This is a genomic window from Halomonas sp. SIMBA_159, from assembly GCF_046536035.1.
Lineage (GTDB): Bacteria > Pseudomonadota > Gammaproteobacteria > Pseudomonadales > Halomonadaceae > Vreelandella > Vreelandella venusta_A.
Map to the genome: position 1 here is coordinate 27,575 of NZ_JAWJBT010000011.1, position 22,936 is coordinate 50,510.

At 55.2% G+C, this 22,936-nt stretch carries 21 protein-coding genes; all 21 read left to right on the forward strand.

What is annotated here, in order from left to right:
• Window positions 1-101: 101 nt before the first annotated feature.
• On the forward strand, window positions 102-518 hold the full coding sequence (gene fliS / locus R0J87_RS08590) for a flagellar export chaperone FliS (RefSeq protein ID WP_139527802.1): 417 nt from the start codon (window positions 102-104) through the stop codon (window positions 516-518).
• A 7-nt stretch (window positions 519-525) separates the two neighbouring features.
• Window positions 526-933, forward strand: coding sequence for a flagellar protein FliT (gene fliT / locus R0J87_RS08595; RefSeq protein ID WP_498885586.1), 408 nt, complete (start codon window positions 526-528; stop codon window positions 931-933).
• The gene (fliK, locus tag R0J87_RS08600; protein ID WP_498885588.1) at window positions 930-2,138 is read left to right on the forward strand and encodes a flagellar hook-length control protein FliK; all 1,209 of its coding nucleotides are present in this window, start codon (window positions 930-932) and stop codon (window positions 2,136-2,138) included. The genes fliT and fliK overlap by 4 nt, the downstream gene beginning before the upstream one ends.
• The gene (locus R0J87_RS08605; RefSeq protein WP_498885690.1) at window positions 2,122-2,415 is read left to right on the forward strand and encodes an EscU/YscU/HrcU family type III secretion system export apparatus switch protein; all 294 of its coding nucleotides are present in this window, start codon (window positions 2,122-2,124) and stop codon (window positions 2,413-2,415) included. The genes fliK and R0J87_RS08605 overlap by 17 nt, the downstream gene beginning before the upstream one ends.
• A 105-nt stretch (window positions 2,416-2,520) precedes the next feature.
• Entirely contained in the window at window positions 2,521-2,853 is a 333-nt protein-coding gene (flhD, locus tag R0J87_RS08610) for a flagellar transcriptional regulator FlhD (protein WP_498885590.1), read from the forward strand.
• Window positions 2,850-3,374 carry a flagellar transcriptional regulator FlhC gene (gene flhC / locus R0J87_RS08615; protein ID WP_498885592.1) on the forward strand — a complete coding sequence of 175 codons (525 nt, stop codon included), beginning with the start codon at window positions 2,850-2,852 and terminating at the stop codon, window positions 3,372-3,374. Before flhD ends, flhC begins: the two co-directional genes overlap by 4 nt.
• 221 nt (window positions 3,375-3,595) lie before the next feature.
• Window positions 3,596-4,465 (forward strand): flagellar motor stator protein MotA, encoded by an 870-nt coding sequence (gene motA / locus R0J87_RS08620; RefSeq protein ID WP_188640131.1) that lies wholly within the window; start codon window positions 3,596-3,598, stop codon window positions 4,463-4,465.
• The gene (gene motB / locus R0J87_RS08625) at window positions 4,462-5,457 is read left to right on the forward strand and encodes a flagellar motor protein MotB (RefSeq protein WP_498885593.1); all 996 of its coding nucleotides are present in this window, start codon (window positions 4,462-4,464) and stop codon (window positions 5,455-5,457) included. Before motA ends, motB begins: the two co-directional genes overlap by 4 nt.
• Before the next feature lie 44 nt (window positions 5,458-5,501).
• Complete coding sequence (gene cheA / locus R0J87_RS08630) at window positions 5,502-7,571, forward strand: chemotaxis protein CheA (protein ID WP_498885594.1); 2,070 nt, start codon at window positions 5,502-5,504, stop codon at window positions 7,569-7,571.
• On the forward strand, window positions 7,568-8,065 hold the full coding sequence (gene cheW / locus R0J87_RS08635; protein WP_404344469.1) for a chemotaxis protein CheW: 498 nt from the start codon (window positions 7,568-7,570) through the stop codon (window positions 8,063-8,065). Before cheA ends, cheW begins: the two co-directional genes overlap by 4 nt.
• A 107-nt stretch (window positions 8,066-8,172) precedes the next feature.
• Window positions 8,173-9,471 carry a methyl-accepting chemotaxis protein gene (locus tag R0J87_RS08640; protein ID WP_498885596.1) on the forward strand — a complete coding sequence of 433 codons (1,299 nt, stop codon included), beginning with the start codon at window positions 8,173-8,175 and terminating at the stop codon, window positions 9,469-9,471.
• 69 nt (window positions 9,472-9,540) lie between these two features.
• The gene (locus R0J87_RS08645) at window positions 9,541-11,724 is read left to right on the forward strand and encodes a methyl-accepting chemotaxis protein (RefSeq protein WP_498885598.1); all 2,184 of its coding nucleotides are present in this window, start codon (window positions 9,541-9,543) and stop codon (window positions 11,722-11,724) included.
• On the forward strand, window positions 11,721-12,590 hold the full coding sequence (locus R0J87_RS08650; protein WP_498885599.1) for a CheR family methyltransferase: 870 nt from the start codon (window positions 11,721-11,723) through the stop codon (window positions 12,588-12,590). The genes R0J87_RS08645 and R0J87_RS08650 overlap by 4 nt, the downstream gene beginning before the upstream one ends.
• An 84-nt stretch (window positions 12,591-12,674) precedes the next feature.
• Window positions 12,675-13,736 carry a protein-glutamate methylesterase/protein-glutamine glutaminase gene (locus tag R0J87_RS08655; RefSeq protein ID WP_404344473.1) on the forward strand — a complete coding sequence of 354 codons (1,062 nt, stop codon included), beginning with the start codon at window positions 12,675-12,677 and terminating at the stop codon, window positions 13,734-13,736.
• A 53-nt stretch (window positions 13,737-13,789) separates the two neighbouring features.
• Window positions 13,790-15,496, forward strand: a complete 1,707-nt coding sequence (locus R0J87_RS08660; RefSeq protein ID WP_498885601.1) for a methyl-accepting chemotaxis protein — start codon at window positions 13,790-13,792, stop codon at window positions 15,494-15,496.
• A gap of 53 nt (window positions 15,497-15,549) precedes the next feature.
• Window positions 15,550-15,939: a chemotaxis response regulator CheY gene (gene cheY, locus R0J87_RS08665; RefSeq protein ID WP_139527816.1), complete on the forward strand. Its 390-nt coding sequence runs from the start codon at window positions 15,550-15,552 to the stop codon at window positions 15,937-15,939.
• A 42-nt stretch (window positions 15,940-15,981) separates the two neighbouring features.
• Entirely contained in the window at window positions 15,982-16,677 is a 696-nt protein-coding gene (cheZ, locus tag R0J87_RS08670; RefSeq protein WP_498885602.1) for a protein phosphatase CheZ, read from the forward strand.
• A 132-nt stretch (window positions 16,678-16,809) separates the two neighbouring features.
• Window positions 16,810-17,976, forward strand: coding sequence for a flagellar biosynthesis protein FlhB (flhB, locus tag R0J87_RS08675; RefSeq protein WP_498885603.1), 1,167 nt, complete (start codon window positions 16,810-16,812; stop codon window positions 17,974-17,976).
• Window positions 17,973-20,054, forward strand: coding sequence for a flagellar biosynthesis protein FlhA (gene flhA / locus R0J87_RS08680; protein ID WP_498885605.1), 2,082 nt, complete (start codon window positions 17,973-17,975; stop codon window positions 20,052-20,054). The genes flhB and flhA overlap by 4 nt, the downstream gene beginning before the upstream one ends.
• A gap of 52 nt (window positions 20,055-20,106) precedes the next feature.
• The gene (flhF, locus tag R0J87_RS08685; protein WP_498885606.1) at window positions 20,107-22,302 is read left to right on the forward strand and encodes a flagellar biosynthesis GTPase FlhF; all 2,196 of its coding nucleotides are present in this window, start codon (window positions 20,107-20,109) and stop codon (window positions 22,300-22,302) included.
• Window positions 22,299-22,898, forward strand: coding sequence for a hypothetical protein (locus tag R0J87_RS08690; protein ID WP_498885608.1), 600 nt, complete (start codon window positions 22,299-22,301; stop codon window positions 22,896-22,898). Before flhF ends, R0J87_RS08690 begins: the two co-directional genes overlap by 4 nt.
• The last annotated feature ends 38 nt before the right edge of the window (window positions 22,899-22,936 follow it).

Consider the following 22,936-nt stretch of genomic DNA (forward strand, 5'->3'; position numbering starts at 1 on the left):
TATATTTAATAGCTGAGCAAACACGCTCAACCTTGAATGCTAAACAGCAGCCCCCTTCTTTGGCGCTGCTGTTGTTTCACCCCATAAAGGAGTGCCCGCTAATGACCTACACTCGCGGTGGCGCCGCTAACGGACGTGGTGCAAGTGCGTATGCTCGTGTTGGCGTTGAAAGTGGTGTCATGTCTGCTGATCCGCATCAGCTGATAGTGATGCTGTTTGACGGTGCTCAAGCCGCCATCCGTGCAGCGCGTATTCATATGCAGGCTGGAAATAGAGCAGAAAAAGGCCGCTCGATTTCTAAAGCGCTCGACATTATTAACAATGGACTTGCGGCCGCCCTGGACCAAGAGAAAGGCGGCGTGATTGCTGAACGGCTTGCGTCGCTTTATGACTATATTGCTCGCTTACTGCTGGCAGCAAATTTACGCAACGACGAAGAGAGTCTGAATCAGGCTGAGCGGCTGCTTGAAGATATCGCTTCCGCGTGGCGTGAAATCGGTCAACAGCAAAGTGCATGAGGCAAGCATGGCGGCTTCCGAAACAGCTCATAGTTATACTCAACAAGCGCTGCTAGATGCCTACGCTAAGCTGCTAGTGCGTGTTAATCAGATGCATGAACTGGCAAACGCAGAGCAGTGGGCAGAGCTGATTGAGCAGCGCAGCAACTACGTCGTGTTGGTAGAAGAGCTTCGCACTTTAGATGTAACGGTGACGCTAGATGCCAAGGGTAGGCAGCGCAAGTCAGAGTTGCTCGAACAGATACTAGAGCACGATGTTGAAATTCGTCGTCGTTTGGTTGCCAGGCGTGATGAGCTTGGAAAATTGATTGGTGTCACCCAGCGTCAGCGTGACCTCCATCGTGCTTACGCCCCTCAGCAGGGCGCCTATAACGGTCATGAGAGTGATTCATCCCGCGATAAGGGGGCATCGTGAGTGGCATCACGCCGCTTATCGACACTCTGTTACATCAAGTGCTTGGACGCCAAGCCGAGGTGTCCACTCAGCGTGCATTAAACGCACCCGTGCAGCCTGTTTATGCCGGTGATGGGCCGCGCGCACTGCAGGGTGATGCTGGATTAGACGGTCGACCACTGGCACCCCTGCTGGGAGATTTGAAACGCCTGCCGGGGATGCCTGATGGGTTCCGTCAAGCTCAAACCGGTGGTGTGCCAAGCGGTGCGCCTAGTTCAACACAAACGCATTTTAGCCCTGCTGCACGCACCATTGCCGATGTGTTGTTGCGCTTTCCGGCGCCTCCTACCGTACTTCGCCCCCAAGCTCCTTTAATGTCAGCTCAAGAGTCGCCGTCGGCACCCGTGTTGGCGAGCCGCCTTGAGGCAAGCGTCCGAGATAGCGGCTTGTTTTATGAGTCACACCTGAAGCGCTGGTTTCAAGGAGAAGCGACTCGACAGCAGCTGTTGAGGGAGCCGCAAATGCAGCCAGGGCCGCGTCCTGCTGGTATGTTTGTCCCTAGTTTTACGTCGGCAGTGCTAAGCGCTGCGCCTGCCTCTGCGCTATTGGCCAGCCAAACATCTGTGTCTATTTTACCAAACACTTCTTTGGTACCTGTGACAGGCGATAAGTTGCTGCTAGAGCGGCCAGCTATGCTGCCGCCTAGCCCCAATGCCCCACAATCTCCTCTGGTGGGAGAGCGTCGAGAGTTGCCTCAGCTGCCAGTGGTACTACCCGCCAACAGTGAGCTTGAGGTGTCAAGCCGTGCCCCAAAAGAGATTGTTCATGAAAGCCTGCAAGGGTTAGTACGCCAGCAGTTAGAGATGTTGGTGATGCCAACGTTGCGCTGGGAAGGCGATGTCTGGGCGGGTATTTTTATGGCGCTGGTGGTTAATCTGCCGGGTCGTGATGGGCAGAAGAGTGGTGCTGATGATGAAGAGGCCGAAGAAGGGTGGCGCTCTGAGATGCAGTTAGATGTTCCCAATCTTGGCAGTTTTAGCATTGCCCTTTCACTTTATCATGGCGCATTGAGTATTGATTTAACGACAGATAACGCCTCCACACAGCAGCGTTTGGAGGGCGGCGTGAGTGCTTTAGAGCAGCGTTTAAACGCGTTTGATTTTCGCCAAGTGCAGGTGAAGGTTAGATATGTAACATTGGAGAGCGATGATGGCGACCTCGGGTGAGCGGCGTCGCCAAGCCGTTGCGCTGGCGTATCAAGAGGGTGAACAGGCCCCGCGTGTGGTGGCAAAAGGCTACGGCGAGCTTGCCGAGCGTATTATGGCCGAAGCACAGCGTCAGGGAATTTATGTCCACGATGCGCCAGAGTTGGTGGCGTTGCTGATGCAGCTAGACTTAGATGCAGAGATACCTGCTAGTTTGTATCAAGTGGTTGCTGAACTGCTCGTCTGGGTATTTGAGCTATCGGATGATGGGCTGAGTCAGCGTGAGAGGCTCAAGTAGCCAATACAAGCGTTGTATGCAACCATGAGGTAGGGTAAGAAAAAGTCATCAATGGCGCCAGTATAATGGTCACAACATAGCGCCTGTGTCGTTCGATGGGACACTATGAGTCAAACAAGCTTTCTCGATGAAATTCAAGAAATTAACTTAGCGTACTTGCTACTTGCGCAACGCTTACTCAGTGAGGATCGCGAGGCAGCCATGTTCCGATTAAAAATCGATGGTGAGCTCGCCGATCTGTTGGTATCGCTGAATGCATGGCAGCTCACCAAGCTTGCGCGTAGTAATCAATTAGTATGCCGATTTAGCCACGCAAGTGGCCAGCGGCTGCGCGATATTCTAGAAAACCCACGCGATCAAGGCCTAGCAGGTCTGCATGCATCGCTGCTGTCTGCCTGCGAGCCGATGACATCGTTAAACTCAGGAGAGTCGAAGTGAGCCAGAAAAGCTTGGTTGATGAAATGCACCAAGTACAGCTGGCGATAGAGCTGATTGAATTAGGTGCACGTCTTCAGGTGTTGGAAACAGAGACGGAGCTGAGCCGTACGCGCCTGATTAAACTGTATAAAGAAGTGCGTGGCATGTCGCCACCTAAAGGAATGTTACCGTTTTCAGCCGACTGGTTTGTTACTTGGCTACCTAACGTGCACTCCTCTTTTTTTTACAACATCTATATAGGCTTACTGAAAGGTGCGAGCTGTGAGCGGATTGATGCGTTTGTGAAGGCGTATCGCTTGTACGAAGAGCAAATATCTTTAGAGCGTGTGGAGCCCGTGTTAGGGCTGACCCGCGCTTGGACGCTAGTACGTTTTTTTGAGAGCGATCTGTTACAGCTGACTACCTGTACGCGCTGTGAAGGTCACTTTGTGGCTCATGCGCATAGCCCGACCCATGATTACGTGTGCGGCATCTGCCAGCCTCCTTCACGCGCGGGGAAAACACGCAAGGCAGCGCTCTGAACGTAGAAAATTGTCACGCCTCTAGCGGTTAGGCGGAGAATTAATAAACTACCCCTTGAATGGATAGATAGCGGTAAAAGGCAGTGGTACTTTCTCATTAAGCATCGCCTTCAACTGAGTATGATGTGGTGAAGTAGCACTTGGAATAGAGCGGTGCCTGCGTGGATAAGCCAGAGGCTCTGCTCTGTTGATAAAAAACTGATATCGCAAGGACTCTGCTTGTGCTGATTCTTTTAGGTTATGTGGTCGTACTGGTGTGCGTCTTTGGCGGCTATGTGCTTGCAGGTGGAAGCATGGGCCCCCTCTATCAGCCACTTGAGCTGCTAATTATCGGTGGTGCCGGTGTAGGGGCATTTATTGCGTCCAATAACGGCAAGGCGATTAAAGCGACCTTTAAAATCTTGCCGCGGCTGAAACGAACGAAGAAATATAACAAAGCGCTTTATATGGAGCTCATGGCGCTGCAGTACAAAATTCTATCCAAGGTGCGTCGCGAGGGCATGCTAGGTATTGAGCGTGATATCGATAATCCCCAAGAAAGCCCTCTCTTTCAAGAGCACCCTTCGGTGCTGGCTGATCCTCATATTATGAATTTCCTGACGGACTACTTACGCCTTATGGTGAGTGGTGGTATGGAGCCGATGGAAATCGATGAGCTGATGCTTCATGAGATTGAGGTCTTTGAGCAAGAGGCCCATATCCCCATTGATGCCATTTCTAAGGTGGGTGATGCCATGCCTGCATTTGGCATTGTGGCAGCGGTTATGGGGGTTATTAAAGCATTGACCTATGCCGATGCGACAGCAGAGCAAATGGGACAGATGATTGCCATGGCACTCGTAGGTACCTTCCTAGGCATATTGATGGGCTACGGATTTATTAGTCCGATTGCGAGTTATGCCGACCGCCAAGCAAAAGAAGCGGAAAAAATGCTTCAGTGCATTCGCGTGACGCTACTGGCCAGCTTACACGGGTATGCACCACAGCTTGCCGTCGAGTTTGGACGTAAAGCGCTGCACACTGCAGAGCGGCCAAGTTTTACTGAGTTAGAAGAGTATGTGCGTGACGCCAAAAAGGGCGGTAATGCATGAGTAAGGGTGGGGATAAGCGTCCGATTGTCATCAGGCGTAAAAAAGTTGTTCACGCCCACCATGGCGGTGCCTGGAAGATCGCACTAGCGGACTTTATGACCGCCTTGATGGCGCTGTTCTTGGTCATGTGGATTTTGAGTGTTTCAAGTGAAGAGACTCGGCAAGGCGTAGCAGATTACTTCAGCACGCCGCTTGTCACCGCCATTACCGGTGGTGACCGTTCGGGCAGCACGAGCGTTATTCCTGGAGGCGGCCCCGACCCTACTCACAGTGACGGCGAGCGTGCGCGTATTGACGTGTTGCAGCACACACGGCCTAGTGCCCAGGAAAGGCGCTTCTTTGATGACCTACAGGAGCGTATTGAGCGTGCCATTGAGCGTGACCCGGAGTTACGTGAGCTGCGCAATCAGATGCGCTTCGACTTAACCCGAGAAGGGTTGCGTATCCAACTGCTGGATACCGAGCAACGGCCGATGTTTGAGCTGGGCAGTGACCAAGTCGCCCCTTATATGCGCAGCCTGCTGCGCACAATGGCACCGCTGCTCAATGATTTGCCGAATGACTTAAGCATTAGTGGGCATACCGATAGCGTTCCCTATGCCGGTGGCTACCGTGGTTACAGCAACTGGGAGCTGTCTAACGATCGGGCAAATGCTTCACGTCGCGAGCTTGTGACCGGTGGGCTTGATCCAGATCAATTGTTGCGTGTATCGGGCTTTGCGGATCGTGTGTTGTTATCCGACACTGCGCCCACGGATCCAATTAACCGCCGGATTGAGCTAGTGGTGCTGCTACCTGAGATTGCAGAAGCGATTCGTAATCCCGGTATCCTCTCGGCAGACAACACCGTCATTGAGGACGATGTGCCAGATGCGCTGCTCCCTAATGAGGATCAGCCTGATGACGCAGACCCTGATGACGCACAAACGAATCAGCCGGTGCCTGAGCAACAAGCGCCACAAAACACGCCACAAGCCAACGACAACCAGTAAGCGCGGCTTGTCACAAAAAATATGACGTTCACGTGGAGCGGTGCATGGATATAGCGGATTTTTTTGACACCTTTTTTGAAGAGGCTGAAGAGCTGCTCGCCGATATGGAGCAGCACTTGTTGGAACTGGATGTCGATGATCCGGATAGTGAGCAGTTGAACGCTATCTTCCGCGCAGCCCACTCTATTAAAGGTGGCGCAGGAACCTTCGGTTTTAGCGTGCTACAGAAAACCACGCATATTTTCGAGAACCTGCTGGATCACGCTCGCAAAGGGGAACTCGCCCTACGCGCTGAGCATGTGGATACCTTTTTAGAGGCCAAAGACATCATGCACGAGCAGCTCGATGCCTACCGCAACGAGGAAGAGCCCAATCAAGAGGCGTATGAGCGTATCTGCCAAACGCTTCAGCAAATTGCGCTCGAAGAAATTGGCAAAACGCTTGACGCCCCTGCGGCACCTGTAAAGAAAGCAGAGCCGGAAGAGGACAAAAAGGCAGCAGCGACTAGCCAACATTACCTTAAAGTAGCGCTTCTCAACGTTGGCGATAAAGATCGTGGACTGTTGGTAGAAGAGCTAGAGCAGTTGGGTGACATTCAGTCCCAGTCTGGCGATGAAAAACGCTATGAGGTCACGCTCACGGGGGGAGTGAGCGCCGATGATATTGAAGCCGTTATGTGCTTCATTATTGAACCGGACCAAATTGAGATCACCATGGTTGCTGCTCCGGCGGTTGAGCCTGTAGCTGAAACGGCTCAGAGTGAGCCTGCTCCCCAGGTGGAAGAGAAGCCAGCAGCGCCAGTGGCGGAGAAGCCTGCAGCCACTAAAGCGCCTGCCAGCAAAAAATCAGAAAAGGCAGCGGCTAAAAAAGCGGCCCCTGAGTCATCTTCTATACGTGTGTCCGTCGATAAGGTTGACCAGATTATTAACCTTGTGGGCGAGTTGATCATCACCCAGTCGATGCTGGATCAAACGGTGAGTGATCTGGACGACCAGTCGGTTGGCAACAGCTCTCTGCAGAATGGTATGAGCTTGCTGCAGCGCAATGCCCGTGACCTTCAAGAAGCGGTCATGTCAATCCGTATGATTCCGATGGAGTTCGTTTTCAGCCGTTTCCCACGGGTTGTGCGTGACACGGCGGGTAAGCTCGGTAAAGAGATCGAATTGGTGACCGAGGGTAAATCTACCGAGCTGGATAAGAGCCTTGTAGAACGTATTACCGACCCGCTTACCCACCTTGTACGTAATAGCCTGGATCACGGCATTGAAATGCCGGATGAGCGCGAGGCACTAGGCAAGCCACGTACCGGCAAGCTGGTGCTCTCTGCTCGCCACCAGGGTGGCAATATTCTCATTGAAGTGCGCGATGACGGTGCCGGGATGGATCGTGACCGTTTGCTGGCTAAGGCCCGTGAAAATGGCCTGAACGTTTCTGACACCATGTCGGACGAAGACGTTTACCAGCTCATTTTCGCCCCAGGCTTTTCAACGGCCAAGGAAGTCACCGACGTCTCTGGACGCGGCGTGGGCATGGACGTGGTCAAGCGGAATATCCAGGGCATGGGTGGCCGCGTTGAGATTCAATCGAAGAAAGGCGAAGGCACCAATACGCGCATTGTGTTGCCGTTAACGCTGGCCATTCTTGACGGCATGTCGATCAAGGTCGGCCGTGAAACCTTTATTCTACCGCTGTCGACTGTACTGGAGTCGCTACAGCCCGCCAAAGGCGACATGTACGCCATGGCAGGCGACGATGTGGTACTCAAAGTGCGCGACGAGTATCTGCCGGTGATTGCGATTCACGAAGTGCTAGACGTTGAGAATGCCATCACCGACCCGACTAAGAGTATCGCCGTCATCGTGCAAGGTGAGGGGCGTCGTTATGCCATGCTGGTGGATGAGCTGATTGGCCAGCAGCAGGTGGTGGTAAAGAACCTCGAAGACAATTATCGCAAAGTGCCCGGCGTGTCGGCCGCTACTATCTTGGGGGATGGCAGCGTTGCGTTAATTCTCGATATTACCGGCTTACACCGTTTAAGCCGTGCCAAAAAAGAAGCAGGGAAAGTCGCTAATCAACCACATCTCTCTTATTACAAGGAGGCTGAGCCGTCATGAGTCAAGCAACTAATGAGGCGGTGCTAGCCGCAGAAGCGGAAAGTCGTGAATTTCTGGTGTTTTCGCTGGGCGACGAAGAGTACGCCATTGATATCTTAAAGGTCCAAGAGATCCGTGGTTACGAAAACGTCACGCGCATCGCGAACGCACCGGACTTTATCAAAGGGGTCACGAATTTGCGCGGCGTCATCGTGCCGATCGTGGATCTGCGTATCAAGTTCCACTTGGACAACGTTGAGTACGGTGGTCAAACAGTCGTGATCGTCGTCAATGTTGCGGATCGTATTGTGGGTATCGTTGTAGATGGCGTTTCCGATGTGATGACCCTCACGCCGGATCAGATCAAGCCTGCGCCAGAGTTTGGTGTCACGCTCTCCTCTGATTTCCTCAGTGGCCTCGGTAGCCTGGATGATCGGATGTTGGTGCTGGTAGATATCGATAAGCTGCTGACAAGTGAAGAGATGGCGCTAGTAGATAGCACCGGTAACCGCTAACGACCTGCCTTGAGGCACAGGGAATGTGCCTGTCTTAAGCCAAAAAACAACCTGCACTGGCGCCATGGATAGCGCTAGTTAGTACGGTTGTGTTTGGAGTAATGCGCATGACACCGCTAGTACGTCAACTGATGAGCAACATGACCGTCCGGCTTAGCTGGGGGTTAGTGTTAGCCACCTTCTTTCTGCTGGTGCTCATCGCCTGCGGTATTGGTCTTTATGCGCTGCACCATGGGGCAACCATTGTTCAAAGTGCCAGTGACCCGCAAGCCCAGCAGATAGCATTTACCGCTTTTGCCACGCGTATCCGCTGGGTATTAGTGGGTATTGTAGCCATGACAGTGTTGACCGTAGTGGTGGTTGTGTGGGGCGTTGGCACCAATGTGCTGCGGCCGCTAGATCGTCTGGTCGGGTATTTTGAGCGTATGGCGCAAGGCGACCTGAATCAGCAGATTACCTCGCCAGGCAATAATGAGATTGGCAAACTCTACAGCGCGATGGCTCATATGCAGGGCTCTTTATCTGAAACGGTTGGGGTGGTGAGACAGAGTGGCACTACCATTTTTGAGCGTTCTCAACATATCGCCAGCGGCAATAATGATCTCTCCTCTCGCACTGAACAGCAGGCTTCATCGCTGGAAGAGACGGCCTCCAGCATGGAGCAGCTTGCCTCCACTGTTAGCCATAACGCAGATAATGCGCGTCAGGCAAGTCAGCTCGCGGGTGAAGCCACGCGCACGGCGCGGCGTAGTGGCGAGGAAGTCAGCGATATCGTGGGAACCATGCAAGACATCAGCGCAAGCTCTCATCAAGTCGCTGATATTATTACCTTGATTGATAACATTGCCTTCCAAACAAATATTTTAGCGCTGAATGCTTCTGTTGAGGCGGCGCGTGCAGGTGAGCACGGAAAAGGCTTTGCTGTGGTAGCCCAGGAGGTTCGCAGCCTCGCAAGCCGCAGCGCCAATGCGGCCAAAGAGATCCGTACGCTTATCGATGCATCGCTTGGCAAAGTTGATGCCGGTACGCAGCGCGTTAACCAGGCCGGGCAAACCATGCAAGACCTGGTTGCCGCTGTGCAGCGGGTTAGCGACATTATGGATGAAATTGCCTCCGCGTCAGAAGAGCAGAGCAATGGCATTAGTCAGGTAAATCAAGCCGTTGCACAAATGGATCAGGTCGTTCAGCAGAATGCTGCGCTGGTTCAGCAAGCTGCACGTAGTGCCAATGAACTAGAGAGCGAGGCTGCACGCCTGCGCGAAGCCGTTGAGCGGTTTCAGGTGGCTGGGGGGCGTCCAGCACTACGCCAAACGCGTCCGGCAGCACCTTCTGCGCTTACGCAGACGCCGACACGCACACCCAGCACAATCACCAAAACCAACACTGAAGAGTGGGAAGCTTTTTAAACTTTGCGGCAGTTGCCGCAGCACGAATGATCCGTTAACGCGCCAAAACACCAACAATAAGGCAGTACGATGCGTAATAACCAGCCAGTGACTCAACGGGAAGTTGAGCTAAAACAAGATGACTTTCTGGTCTCCCGCACCGATTTAAAAGGGCGAATTACTTACGCCAATCCGGCATTTATTGAGATTAGCGGCTATCAGTACGAAGAGCTGATCGGCGCCCCGCATAACCTGATTCGCCACCCAGATATGCCGCCGCCCGCGTTTGAAAATCTCTGGAAAACGGTCCAGTCCGGCGATACTTGGCGGGGGTTGGTTAAAAACCGCTGTAAAAATGGCGACCACTACTGGGTTGATGCCAGTGTGACGCCGATTGTAGAGAGTGACCAGGTCATCGGTTACACCTCGGTCAGGGTGCAGGCCACCCGTGAGGCGATTGCCCAAGCAGAACAGCGCTACGCTGAAATGCGCGAAGGGCGCAATAAACGGCTTTATCTCGATAAAGGGCGCGTACGCCAGAAAGGGGTGTGGCAGCGCTTGAAGCGTACCCGGCTAGACACCATCCGCGCCAAGTTAATTGGCATGGTCGTGGTCGCGGGTGGGCTACTGATAGCCAGCGGAGGCCTTGGACTCTATGGACTGAATGTCGCTGGCGACCGTTTAGGCGAGTTAAATAACGACGGACTGCGCGATGTGATTCGCCTCCAGCAGATTGACCAAACCATTGCGCAAACTCGCCAATCGATGATTGAGCCTGAGCGTATGGAGCTGATCAGCCAGCGCTTTGAAATGGGCGAGGCTGTCGCGGAAAGTGCGGCTGGCATCGCTGAGGTATGGGAAGCGTTTTATAGCCGAGAGGTCAACGCGACACCGCTGGCGACGTCATTCGATGAACAGCTACAAGCCTTTTTAGCGAACGGCATGAATCAAGCGGCCAACGTGCTGCAAGCCGAAGAGACCTATCAAGCCTTTACGGGGCTGGATAGCGTCATCAACGTGATGAATGAAGATGGCCGTGCCCTGTCGGCCATGGTGAATCAATTGATTGCCCAAAAGCAGGAGGCTGCTGAAACCATGGCAGCAGATGCCGAGCAGGGCCAAACGGCGATGCTGTCTGCTCAGGCCGTTATGCTTGGGATTGGTTTGCTGCTGCTGATACTGATCAGCGTGTTAACGCTGCGCTCTATTATTTATCCGCTGAAGCATGCCTCGCGCTTTACCCTGCAAATTGCGGGGGGCAACTTAGCGGCCCGCGTGCCGGCCAAGCGGCGGGATGAGATTGGCCAGCTAATGGACTCGCTAGACACCATGCGCAAAAGCTTGAGCAGCATTATTAGCGATGTAAAACACGGCATTGAAGTAGTGACCCCAGCAGCCAAAGATATTGCCAGTGGCAATGAGGCGCTGTCTTCACGCACCGAGCAGCAGGCAGCATCACTTCAGCAAACGGCCTCCAGTATGGAGGAAATGACTACCACGGTGCGGCAAAACAGTGATAACGCTCAAGAAGCGCGTCGACTGGCCGATAATAATGCAACAAGGGTTACACAAACCGGCGAGTTGATGACACAACTGGTCGCTAATATGCAGCGGATTACTCAAAGCTCACAGAAAATGACCGATATTATTAACGTCATTGATTCGATTGCTTTCCAGACCAATATTCTGGCGCTCAATGCCTCTGTTGAGGCAGCGCGTGCGGGAGAACATGGCCGTGGCTTTGCCGTTGTTGCTGAGGAAGTGCGTAAGCTCGCAGGACGCAGTGCAGGAGCTTCCCAGGAGATTCGCTCGCTGATTGATCAATCTAGTCAGGAAGTTAACGCAGGCGCTGGGCTAGTGGAAAAAGCCGAGGCGGCGATCAGCGATGTTGCCGAAGCTGCCCGTAGTGTCACGCATATCATGCACGATATTTCAGCGGCCTCAGAAGAGCAAAGCAGCGGCATCGCAGAGGTCAACCAAGCCGTTGCTGAGATGGATCAAGCCACGCAGCAAAACGCCCTGCGTGTGCAAGAGACAGCGCAGGCGGCGATGGCGCTAGAGCAGCAGGCAAGCCTGCTGGCGCTGTCGGTGGAGGCTTTCCGACTGACGAGCCAAGGTCCGCTAGCACCGTCAGCGACCATGCATAGCGTGACGGCTTTACCCAGCGCTAGCACGCCGCCAAAGGGCGCGTCATATAACAGCAGTGCCACATCGCCAGCGCCGAGTAGCAAAAAGCGGCAAATGGCCTCTGTAGAGGAGTGGGAAGAGTTTTGACAGACCAACGCGAACGGGGAGTGGAGGCTGGTCAGTGGGCGTCCAGTGGACAGATCGAACGTGATCTGGTGCTGACCGATGCTGATTTTGCGCGCATTCGAGAGCTGATTTACCAGCGTGCTGGCATTGTATTAGCCGAGCATAAGCGTGAAATGGTCTACAGCCGCTTGGCCAAGCGGCTGCGTCATCACGGGATGACGCGCTTTACCGAGTACCTGTCGCGATTGGAGCGTCAGCCTGACGCCAAAGAGTGGGAAGCGTTTACGAATGCGCTGACAACAAACCTCACGGCGTTCTTTCGTGAATCCCACCACTTTCCGCTGCTGGCTGAGCATATTAAGAACAAGCAAGAGCCGGTAACGATCTGGTGCTCGGCGGCATCAACCGGTGAAGAGCCTTACTCCATCGCCATGACGCTGCTCGAAACGCTTGGCCCTAAGGCCTCGCAGGCCAAAGTGATTGCGACAGATATCGATACGGAAGCTCTGGCGAAAGCGCGCAAAGGCATTTATCCCCAGGAGCAGGTACGTAAACTCGATGAAGCGCGAGTGAAACGGTTCTTCCAAAAAGGCACTGGCAACCATATTGGCCTTGCCCGCGTGCGGCCGGAAGTGTCTGCATTGGTGGAGTTTATGCCCCTGAATCTGCTGGCCCCGCAGTGGCCATTGAAAGGGCCCTTTGATGCCGTTTTTTGCCGTAACATTATGATTTATTTCGATAAAGATACGCAGGCAAAGATTCTGAAGCGGTTTGCGCCGCTGATGAAGCCCGATGGATTGCTATTTGCAGGTCACTCCGAAAACTTCTCATATATCAGCGATGCGTTTAAGTTGCGCGGGCAGACGGTTTACACCCTCGCGAAATAAGTGAACAAGAGACGGCTAAGCTCGGTGCTGGGCCACTGACCCAGCGAGCAAAGCCGCGATGGCTACCTTTATAGGAGGCGTGCTTTGAGCGCAGCCAAGATCAAAGTGTTGTGCGTCGATGATTCGGCGTTGATTCGTGATTTGCTGACAGAAATCATTAACTCACAGCCTGACATGGAAGTCGTTGCCGTTGCGCCTGACCCCATCGCTGCCCGCGATCTTATCAAGCAGCACAACCCCGATGTGCTCACGCTAGACGTTGAAATGCCGCGTATGGATGGCCTCGATTTTCTAGAGCGCCTGATGCGCTTACGGCCAATGCCGGTATTGATGGTGTCGTCGCTGACCCAAAGTGGCTCCGAAATTACTTTGCGGGCGCTGGAACTGGGTGCGCTAGATTTCGTGGCCAAACCAAGTCTGGGTATTCGCAGCGGCATGATGGAGTACGCTGATGAGATTGCCGAGAAACTGCGCGCCGCTGCACGCTCGCGTCCTCGTCAGGCACGTCACAAAAACACGCCGCCGCCGAGCCAGTTAAAAGCGCCGATGGTTTCCAGTGAAAAACTGATCATTATTGGCGCCTCCACGGGGGGCACTGAAGCCATCCGTGCGGTGCTTGAACCGCTGCCGGCTAACTCTCCCGCTATTTTAATTACCCAACACATGCCCGGCGGTTTCACGCGCTCTTTCGCTGAGCGGCTGGACCGGCTGTGCCGTATTACCGTCAAAGAAGCCACAGACGGCGAGCGGGTGCTACCAGGGCACGCGTATATTGCTCCCGGTGACCAGCACTTAGAGCTTGTTCGCAGCGGTGCTAACTACGTGGCTCGGTTAAACGATGGGCCGCCTGTGAATCGTCACCGGCCTTCGGTTGATGTGCTGTTTCACTCTGCCTCTAAGCATGCGGGCAAGAACGCTATCGGCGTTATCCTGACCGGCATGGGGAAAGACGGTGCGGCAGGGTTACTGGAAATGCGTCAAGCGGGCGCGCCTACCATCGCTCAGAATGAAGAGTCCTGCGTGGTGTTCGGTATGCCACGGGAAGCCATTGCGGTTGGCGGGGCCGTCGAAGTCGTCGCGTTGGATGATATACCCTCACGCCTGATGGCGCTGATTGCGGCCTCTGGGCGTGCCCAGCGCGTATAAATAGCCAAACAATAACAACCACAACGTGGTCATTTTAAAAGGGAAGCTAAACAATGACTCGCTTACTGCGCAATCTCAGTATCCATGCTGCTGTCGTGACCGCGCTCACCTGCCTGTTGGCGCTGATACTCGTGGTGGCGGGACTCGGTGTGATGTCCGAGCGTAGTGCCCAAAGCAATTTGGGCACGTTGAATTTGATTGGCAATGAGCAGCTCAACGAGCTGAGCCGCGCGGATTCGCTGTTAAACCAAGCGATGCTTGCTATGGAGACGGCCTCTAACCTGCTGATGGTAGGGCGCACGCAGCAATCCAATGAGCAGGTGGACCTCGCAGCTAATCGTATTGAACGGGCCGAGGACCGCTTTAATAACTTTGCGGCTGCCCCCCGCACTCCCCAGGGGCAAGTGCTGGGCGAGGCCGTGGATAACCACTTCCGCACGGTGCTTGATCTAGTGAAGCAGCAGCACGCCAGCTTCGAGTTTATGGATGTCAACACGTTCAACCAGCTACGTGGTGAGCTAGCGCAGCCGCTAACCGAGCTTGCCCAAAGTACAACCGCCTTTATTGAGTATGGTTTTGGCCGTGTCGACACGATCCGCGTTGATGCTGAATCTCAAGGCGATACCTTTACGCTTATCAACGCATTATCGGTAGGGCTGGCGCTGCTCGTGACGTTGGCGATTTATATGGGTCTGCGCCGTACGGTGATCGCACCGCTGAATAACGCGGTGCAGCGGCTTGATCGCATCGCTGAGGCAGACCTCACCCAGCCGCTACCTGAGGCCGGTAATAACGAGATTGGCCGCCTGTTTGCTGCTATGGCGACCATGCAGAAAAATCTGACCGCCACGGTTACTCGGGTACGCGAAGGGAGTCAGGAGATTCACCATGGCACCCGCGAGATTGCCAGCGGTAATGCGGATCTTTCATCACGTACCGAGCAGCAGGCTGCCTCGATAGAGCAAACGGCGGCGAGCATGGAGCAAATGACGGCGACCGTGAAACAGAATGCGGACAACGCGCGGCAAGCCAGCACGCTAGCGGCGAATGCCTCGAGCACTGCCGAGCAGGGCGGAGCGGTGGTTCAGCAGGTCGTGGAAACCATGCACGGTATCTCTAGCAGTTCGCAAAAGGTGGCGGATATTACCAGTGTGATTGATTCCATTGCGTTCCAGACCAATATCTTGGCCCTTAATGCCTCGGTAGAAGCGGCGCGTGCAGGTGAGCAGGGGCGTGGATTTGCCGTCGTGGCGGGAGAAGTGCGCAATCTTGCTAGCCGCAGTGCCGATGCGGCAAAAGAGATTAAAACGCTAATTGAGGCCTCTGTTAGCCAGATTAACCAGGGCTCTTCTCTGGTAGAAAAGGCGGGCCAGACGATGACCGATGTGGTCACTGCCGTGCGCCGGGTAACGGATATCATGGATGAGATATCTGCGGCATCGCAAGAGCAGAGCGACGGTATTGAGCAGGTTAGCCAAGCCGTTGGCCAGATGGATCAAGTGACGCAGCAGAATGCTGCGCTGGTGCAGCAAGCATCAGCGGCGGCAGCGTCACTGGAAGAGCAAGCGAATCGTTTAGAGGAAGCCGTTGCGGTGTTTCAGGTGCTGAGTAGCCAAGGCCCCCGCAGTGCATTGCCTGCACAGAGCAACAGCGCTCAGAGCAATACCAAGCGGAACACCGCCGTGGAGAAGCCTGCCGCAGCGCAGCCTGCACGCCGTACGGCAACCCAACAACACCACGACGAGTGGGAAGAGTTTTAACCCTGACTGAATTCACAGTCACCCAATACATGATGTTAGTGAGAGGATGACCCATGGCCGATAAGAACATGAGCTTCTTAGTAGTAGACGACTTTCCCACCATGCGCCGGATCGTCCGTAGCTTGCTGAAAGAGCTTGGCTTTACCAACGTTGATGAAGCAGAAGATGGTCAAGACGCGCTGAACAAGCTGCGTGCCGGCAACTTTGAGTTTGTCGTGTCGGATTGGAACATGCCCAACCTAGACGGCTTAGAGATGTTGAAAGAGATCCGTCAGGACGATGCGTTGAAAGACTTGCCTGTCTTGATGGTGACGGCGGAAGCGAAAAAAGAGAACATCATTGCTGCCGCACAAGCGGGCGCTAACGGTTATGTCGTCAAGCCGTTCACTGCCGCTACCCTTGAAGAGAAGCTGAATAAAATCTTCGAGAAAATGGGTAAATGACGCGGCTGAGCCATGGTGCTCGGTTAACGAGGAGACAACACAATGAGTCAGAATGAGCAGGGTGGTTCTGCCCAACTGTCCGAAGAAGCTGCAGAAGACCTAATTTTTCGTATTGGTAAGCTTACTCGCATGCTGCGTGACAATATGCGCGAGTTGGGCTTAGACAAAGAGATTGAAAAGGCTGCTGAAGCGATCCCCGACGCCCGTGACCGACTGCACTATGTGGCGACAATGACCGAGCAGGCTGCTGACAAAGCGTTAAACGCGATTGATCGTGCGCAGCCGCTGCAAGATCAGCTCTCTGAGCGGGCCGAAGCACTCGACAAGCGTTGGGCCGAGTGGTTCGAGGCTCCCAAAGAGCTTGACGAAGCGAAGGTGCTGGTAAAAGAGACGCGTACCTACTTAAGCGATGTGCCTGCCATTACCTCAGCGACGAACAAAGAGCTGATGGATATTATGATGGCGCAAGACTTCCAAGATCTTACCGGTCAGGTCATCAAGAAAATGATGGACGTGATTCGTGAGATTGAACACCAGTTGGTTCAGGTGCTGATCGACAATGTTCCCGGTGCTGAAGCTCGCGAAACGATGCAGCGCAAGGCGGAAGATCAGTGGAAGAATGAGAACGCTCGCCGCAATGAAGACCTTCTCAATGGGCCGCAGGTAAAAGAAAACGCCCCCGATATCGTCACCGGGCAGGATCAGGTAGACGACTTATTGGACGAATTAGGCTTTTAATGCTGGGTTATTAGCACATTGTAAGCCCGCGCATCTGGCAAAATAAGAACCCGTTCAGCCGTCCTTTAGGGCGGCTGAGTTTATGGTGTGCCTTATTTTGGTCAACCGACCACTCGCTAGCCGGATGACAGCATGGCCGATAACGACAGCGATCAGGAAAAAACCGAAGAGGCGACGCCCAGGCGCTTGGATAAAGCCCGGGAAGAGGGCCAGGTGCCCAGATCCCGAGAGCTGACGACCTTTATGATGCTGCTCGGGGGCGTGTTAGGTCTGTGGAGCATGGGGCAGATGCTCTACGACCAGCTCGGCATGGTGATGGAGCAGGCGTTCTTGTTCGAGCGTCGCCACGCCATGGAAAGCACTCCGATGCTGGTGAATGCGCTGGATCTGGGGCAGCGCACCCTGATCGCGATGCTACCGCTGTTTTTACTGCTCACGGTCATCGCGCTGGTCGCGCCAGCCCTGCTGGGCGGCTGGTTAATCTCATCAAAATCGCTGCAGCCCAAATTTTCAAAATTAAATCCCATCAAAGGGTTAAAGCGACTGTTTTCATCTCAGGCGCTGGCCGAACTGGCAAAAGCGATTGCCAAGTCGGTATTGGTGGGAAGCGTGGCGTTTAGTTTTTTATATTTTAATATAGGGCGGTTCTTAGGGTTAATGGACCAGCCCATACAGCAGGCGCTGGTGAGCGCTTTGAACATGGCCGCGCTTGCGGCGGGTCTCATTGTCCTGTCATTGATTGTGGTTATTCTGATTGATGTCCCGTTTCAGCTCTGGAACAACGCCAAACAGCTGCGCATGACCAAAGAAGAGGTCAAGCAGGAGCATAAGGACTCAGAAGGCGACCCCCACGTAAAAGGGCGCATCCGCCAGCAGCAGCAGGCGATGGCGCGGGGCCGCATGATGAGTAAAGTCCCTGAGGCCGATGTCATTATTACCAACCCGACGCATTATGCGGTGGCACTGGTGTATCAAGAAGGCCGCATGGGCGCTCCGCGACTCGTCGCGAAAGGGGCCGATGCCGTTGCCGGCCGGATCCGTGAAATTGGCGAGGAGGCGGGCGTGCCACGATTGGAGGCAGCACCGTTAGCGCGCGCCCTGTATCATCATGTCGACTTAGAGGCCGAAGTGCCCGCAGAGCTCTACACCGCCGTGGCGGAAGTCATGGCCTGGGCTTACCGCCTGAAGCACGTTGCACAACAAGGAGGCGAGGTGCCCCCCACTCCCGATAATTTACCGGTTCCCCCGGATATGGAAAGTCCCGGCCGTCGTGCCGATGGCAATGAGGCACAACCATGAAAGGCTTAAGCCAGTTGATCAATCAGCGACCCTGGATGAACGACGTGAGCATGAAGCTGCTCGCGGGCCCGCTGCTGATTTTAATGATCCTGGGCATGATGATTCTGCCCCTTCCGCCCTTCGCGCTTGATCTCCTGTTTACCTTCAATATTGCCCTGGCGATCATGGTGCTGCTGGTCAGCATGTTTGCTGAAAAACCGCTCGATTTTGCGGCTTTCCCAGCCGTGCTGCTGTTTACTACGCTGCTGCGACTCTCGCTTAACGTGGCCTCTACCCGAGTGGTATTGATGGAAGGCCACGAAGGGGGCGATGCGGCCGGTAAGGTCATTGAAGCGTTTGGTACCTTCCTAGTGGGCGGCAATTTTGCGGTAGGTTTGGTGGTCTTCTTAATTCTGGTCATCATCAACTTTATGGTCATCACCAAGGGTGCCGGGCGTATTGCCGAAGTGGGCGCTCGCTTCGTGCTCGACGCCATGCCCGGTAAGCAGATGGCGATCGATGCCGACCTGAACGCCGGTTTGATTGGTGAAGAGGATGCTAAAAAGCGCCGTGCTGAAGTGGCCCAAGAGGCTGACTTTTACGGCTCTATGGATGGTGCCAGCAAGTTTGTTCGTGGTGACGCGGTAGCTGGCCTGGTCATTATGGTGGTCAATATTATCGGCGGCCTGCTGATCGGTATGATGCAGCATGATATGGGTTTTGCCGATGCGGCACGCACCTATACGCTGCTGACGATTGGCGATGGCCTGGTGGCGCAGATCCCTGCATTGGTTATCTCAACGGCGGCGGGCGTGACGGTGTCGCGGGTCAACACCGAGCAAGATGTTGGTCAGCAAATGATCAGCCAGCTGTTTGTTAATCCTCAGGTCATGATCCTTGCTGCCATCGTGATGGGATTGTTGGGCATGGTGCCCGGCATGCCCAACTTTGTGTTTTTAGTCTTTACGGCGCTGTTGGGCGGTTTAGCGTGGTATTTGATTCGCCGTAAAGAGCAGACCCAGGTAAAAGAGGAGATATCGGCTGCACCGCCTCCGCTGCAAGAGACCCCCGAGGCTAGCTGGGAGGATGTTCAACTGGTCGATACGCTAGGTTTGGAAGTCGGCCACCGTTTAATTCCGCTAGTGGATTCGCGCCAAAAGGGCGAGTTGCTGGGGCGTATTAAAAGCGTGCGTAAAAAGTTTGCCCAAGAGGTTGGCTTCCTGCCGCCAGTGGTCCACATTCGCGATAACCTAGAACTGCCGCCTAATACCTATGTGCTCTCCATGAAGGGCGCGGAGATTGGCCGCGCGGAGGCGCAGCCCGGCAAATGGCTCGCCATCGACCCAGGCCAGGTCTCCGGTGAGTTGCAGGGCACGCCCACCCAAGACCCCGCCTTTGGCCTGCCCGCAGTGTGGATTGATTCTAATCAGCGGGAACACGCCCAGGTCTATGGCTATACGGTCGTCGATGCGAGTACGGTGATTGCGACCCACCTAAACCATTTACTGCATCGCCACTCGCCTGAAATGCTGGGACGGCAGGAAGTGCAGAAACTGCTGGACAAGCTGGGCGACGATCAAAAGACGCTGGTCGAAGAAGTGGTGCCCAAAGCGATTTCCCTCACTGTACTGCAGCGTATTTTACAAAACCTGCTCGACGAAGATGTGTCGATCCGCGATATGCGCAGCGTGCTAGACACCCTAGCCGAGTATGCCGGCCAGCAGAAAGACCCCAACGAGCTAACGGCGCTGGTGCGCATTGCGTTGGGGCGCGCTATTACTCAGCAGTGGTTTGCAGGCCAAGATACCCTGCACGTTATGGGGCTCGATGCGCAGCTTGAACAGGTGTTGATGCAAGCCATGAACGGCAATGGTGCGATGGAGCCTGGCCTTGCGGATACCCTGATGACCCAGGCGCAGCAAGCGCTAGAGAAACATGAAGGCAGTGGTGAAGCGCCGGTACTGGTTGTTCAGCACTCGCTGCGGGCCGTGCTGTCGCGCTTCTTGCGCAGGCGTATGCGCCATCTGGTAGTGATGTCTCAGGCGGAAATTCCGGATGATCGCACCCTGCGCGTAACGACGCTGGTGGGTGGCCGTTAATGTCCTTGCCGCCCAGGGTTGCCGCCTCACACGTTTTGGTAACAGGTGAAACATGAGCGTTAGACGTTTTGTCGGAGCAAATAGCCGCGACGTAATGCGCCAAGTGCGCGAAGTGTTGGGTGACGATGCACTGATCGTTGCCAACCGCCGCACCGAAGGCGGCGTAGAAATTCTCGCCATGGCTGACGATGCCGTCGATCAATTCGATCCATCGCCCACAGCGCCGGTGCCGGTCGAGCCACCTAGCGAGACGCCTGTCTCAGCGCCTGCGTTTGCGCTTCCTAAACAGCCTGACCCTTTAGAAGCCATGAGCGAGCGACTGCTGCGGGAAATGCAGGATATGCGCGAACTGCTCTCTCGCCGACAGCCCGTCGCTGAGCCCCAGCGCGGCACCCAAACCACCTATGAGTATTGTCAGCAACTGCTGGCACGGGTCGGTTTTAGCGCGGAGCTAGGCAGCGAAGTCTTAGAAGCGCTACCCGATTCGCTAATGACGCTGGAAGGGAAGAGTGACGCTGCGATGACGTGGCTGCGCGAACAGCTGATGGCGCGTTTGAAGGTGCTACAGCACGAAGATAGCTTCTTTGATCAAACGGGCATCGTGGCGCTGGTGGGGCCTACCGGCGTGGGGAAAACCACCACGACGGCCAAGCTAGCCGCACGCTTTGTCATGCGCCACGGCACGCGCCCGGTGGCGCTGGTGACGACCGATAGCTTCCGGATTGGTGCCCATGAGCAGCTGCGTATTTACGCACGTCTGCTGGATACACCTATGTACGCGCTGGATATCGAGCAGCCCGTTGATGAGCTGGTGGGTCGGCTGCAGGGTAAACAGTGGGTCATCATTGATACTGTGGGCATGAGCCAGCGGGATCAGCGGGTGATTGAACAAATCGCCCATTTGCAGGGCGGCCAGTCAACCGTGCGTTTGGTGCTGCTACTCAACGCCGCCAGCCAGCCGGAAACGCTCGAAGAGGTGGTGCTGCGCTACCGCCAAGCGGCCCGTGCCGCTGGCGCAGAGCTAGATGACTGCATTATTACCAAACAGGATGAAGCCGGGCGGCTTGCCCCTGTACTGGATATTGTCATGCGCCACGGCATGCGTGTGCTGTTTGGCTCCTATGGACAACAGGTGCCGGAAGATATGGCGGTTGCTACGCCGCAGGCGTTGATTGATCAGTCGCTCTCGGCAAGTGCTTCAAGCAGTGAGCGCCCTGTCCCTGCGCCGGTGAGTTTGCCACGCTGGTCACGAGATGTCTTAGGCCAAGGGCGCAGGCTCTCGTCTGTGTTAACTCGTCTACGTCAGCGGGTTGCTGATTTTTACCGTTTAGAAGCCGCTTGGGATATCGCCGCGTTACCCAGCGTTGTTCAAGATCAGCGCCTTGATGAGCTGTTAACCGGAGCTGACGCCACCCATGACGCGATGGGCATGGTGTGGTCGCCCCGGCGCAATGAACGCGGCTGCGATTGGTCAATGCCAGATGTTGCACTCAATGACCAGGGCGCGTGGCTGGCGCTGACGCGTTTGCAGCATCGCCAGCCAGCAGGATGGCAGCCACGCTTAGCGCGCTGCTCGGCGGATATCGCCGTGCATTTACTGCCCGCGCTGCCTGAACCTGACGCGGTTTCCTGGTTAACGGATCAACACCTGACCTGGGTCAGCGCGGTGTCCGCCAGCCAGCGCGTACACTGTCAAGGCGAGCGTCATACCTTGCGCACGCTGTTTCAAGAAAGCACGTTGACCCATAGCGTTAAAGTGCGCTTTCGTGGTCAGAGCGTGCAGCTATCCACGGCCTACGTTGAAGCCCAGGACACCTCGGGTAACGCGGTACTGGCCTGGGTGGGTGATGTTCTTGACCCCGAAACGTCGAAACGGGTAGTGCGCCGCTACTGGCTGACGCCCGCCCGCCTAGGCAGCGATGTCATAACGCTGCTAGTGACGCAGTTACAGAGTGACGGGCTGTCAGCGTTAACCAAGCGCGCTTGGCAACAGCTAAAAGAGGCCGACGGTGGCGATGTCAGTAGCGAGCTGCGCCTTTTGATGGCCAGCGGCGCAGCCGCGGTGGCCGGGCATTTAGATACTGCCGATGATGAAACAGCGCAAGCGCTGCGGGCAGATCTGTTGCGCCTGCTGGGCACTCCGCGTAAACGGCGTGATACAGCGCTGCTTGATGCCTTGGTGCATGTGCTGATGGCCCGCGATGCCATTCGCCAGTTAGGCAGCGTTAGCCGCGAGGGCGTGATATGAGTGGCCAGGATCAGGCGGCGGGCCTGCGTAAATGGGCCGATTTACAGCGCCAGCAGCGGGATACAGATGAAGGCGGCCAAGACGCAGCTAGTGACGAGGTAGCCCCGGCTGCCGCTGTCACTGCGGATGACGCGGCGGCGTATACGCAAGAAGCGATGGCACCGACGGTTGCGTCCGCCGCTGAGCCCGCCACAGTGACACCACCGCGTCCACAAACGCCGCTGGTGGTGGTTGGGCTGCCTCATACGGGGACTGCCCAGGAGGATAAAGTGCGCGGGCGCTTGGGGCAGTGGTCTGCATTGGGTCGCCAGTGGGCCGGAGACCCTCAGGATTGGAAAATTCAGGTCGTCATTGCAGACACGCCTTCGCTGGCCACGCTGGCGAAAAAGCATGCCCGTTGGGCGCTGTGGGTTAGTAGCGATGCCGATGCCTTTGCCACCATGTATCGCGTACTGCGCCAAGTGAAAGAAAACGGCGGCCCTAAACGGCTGCTGGCCCTACACGAGCCACATCTACCGCGTCAGGGTCTGCTCGAGAACTTGCGCGATGCCGCCGGCCACTATTTAGACATTGAGCTCCTGCTGCTGGCGCGCTAGCTATCGGTGCTTAGCTGTCAGCAAGGGAGAATAATGCA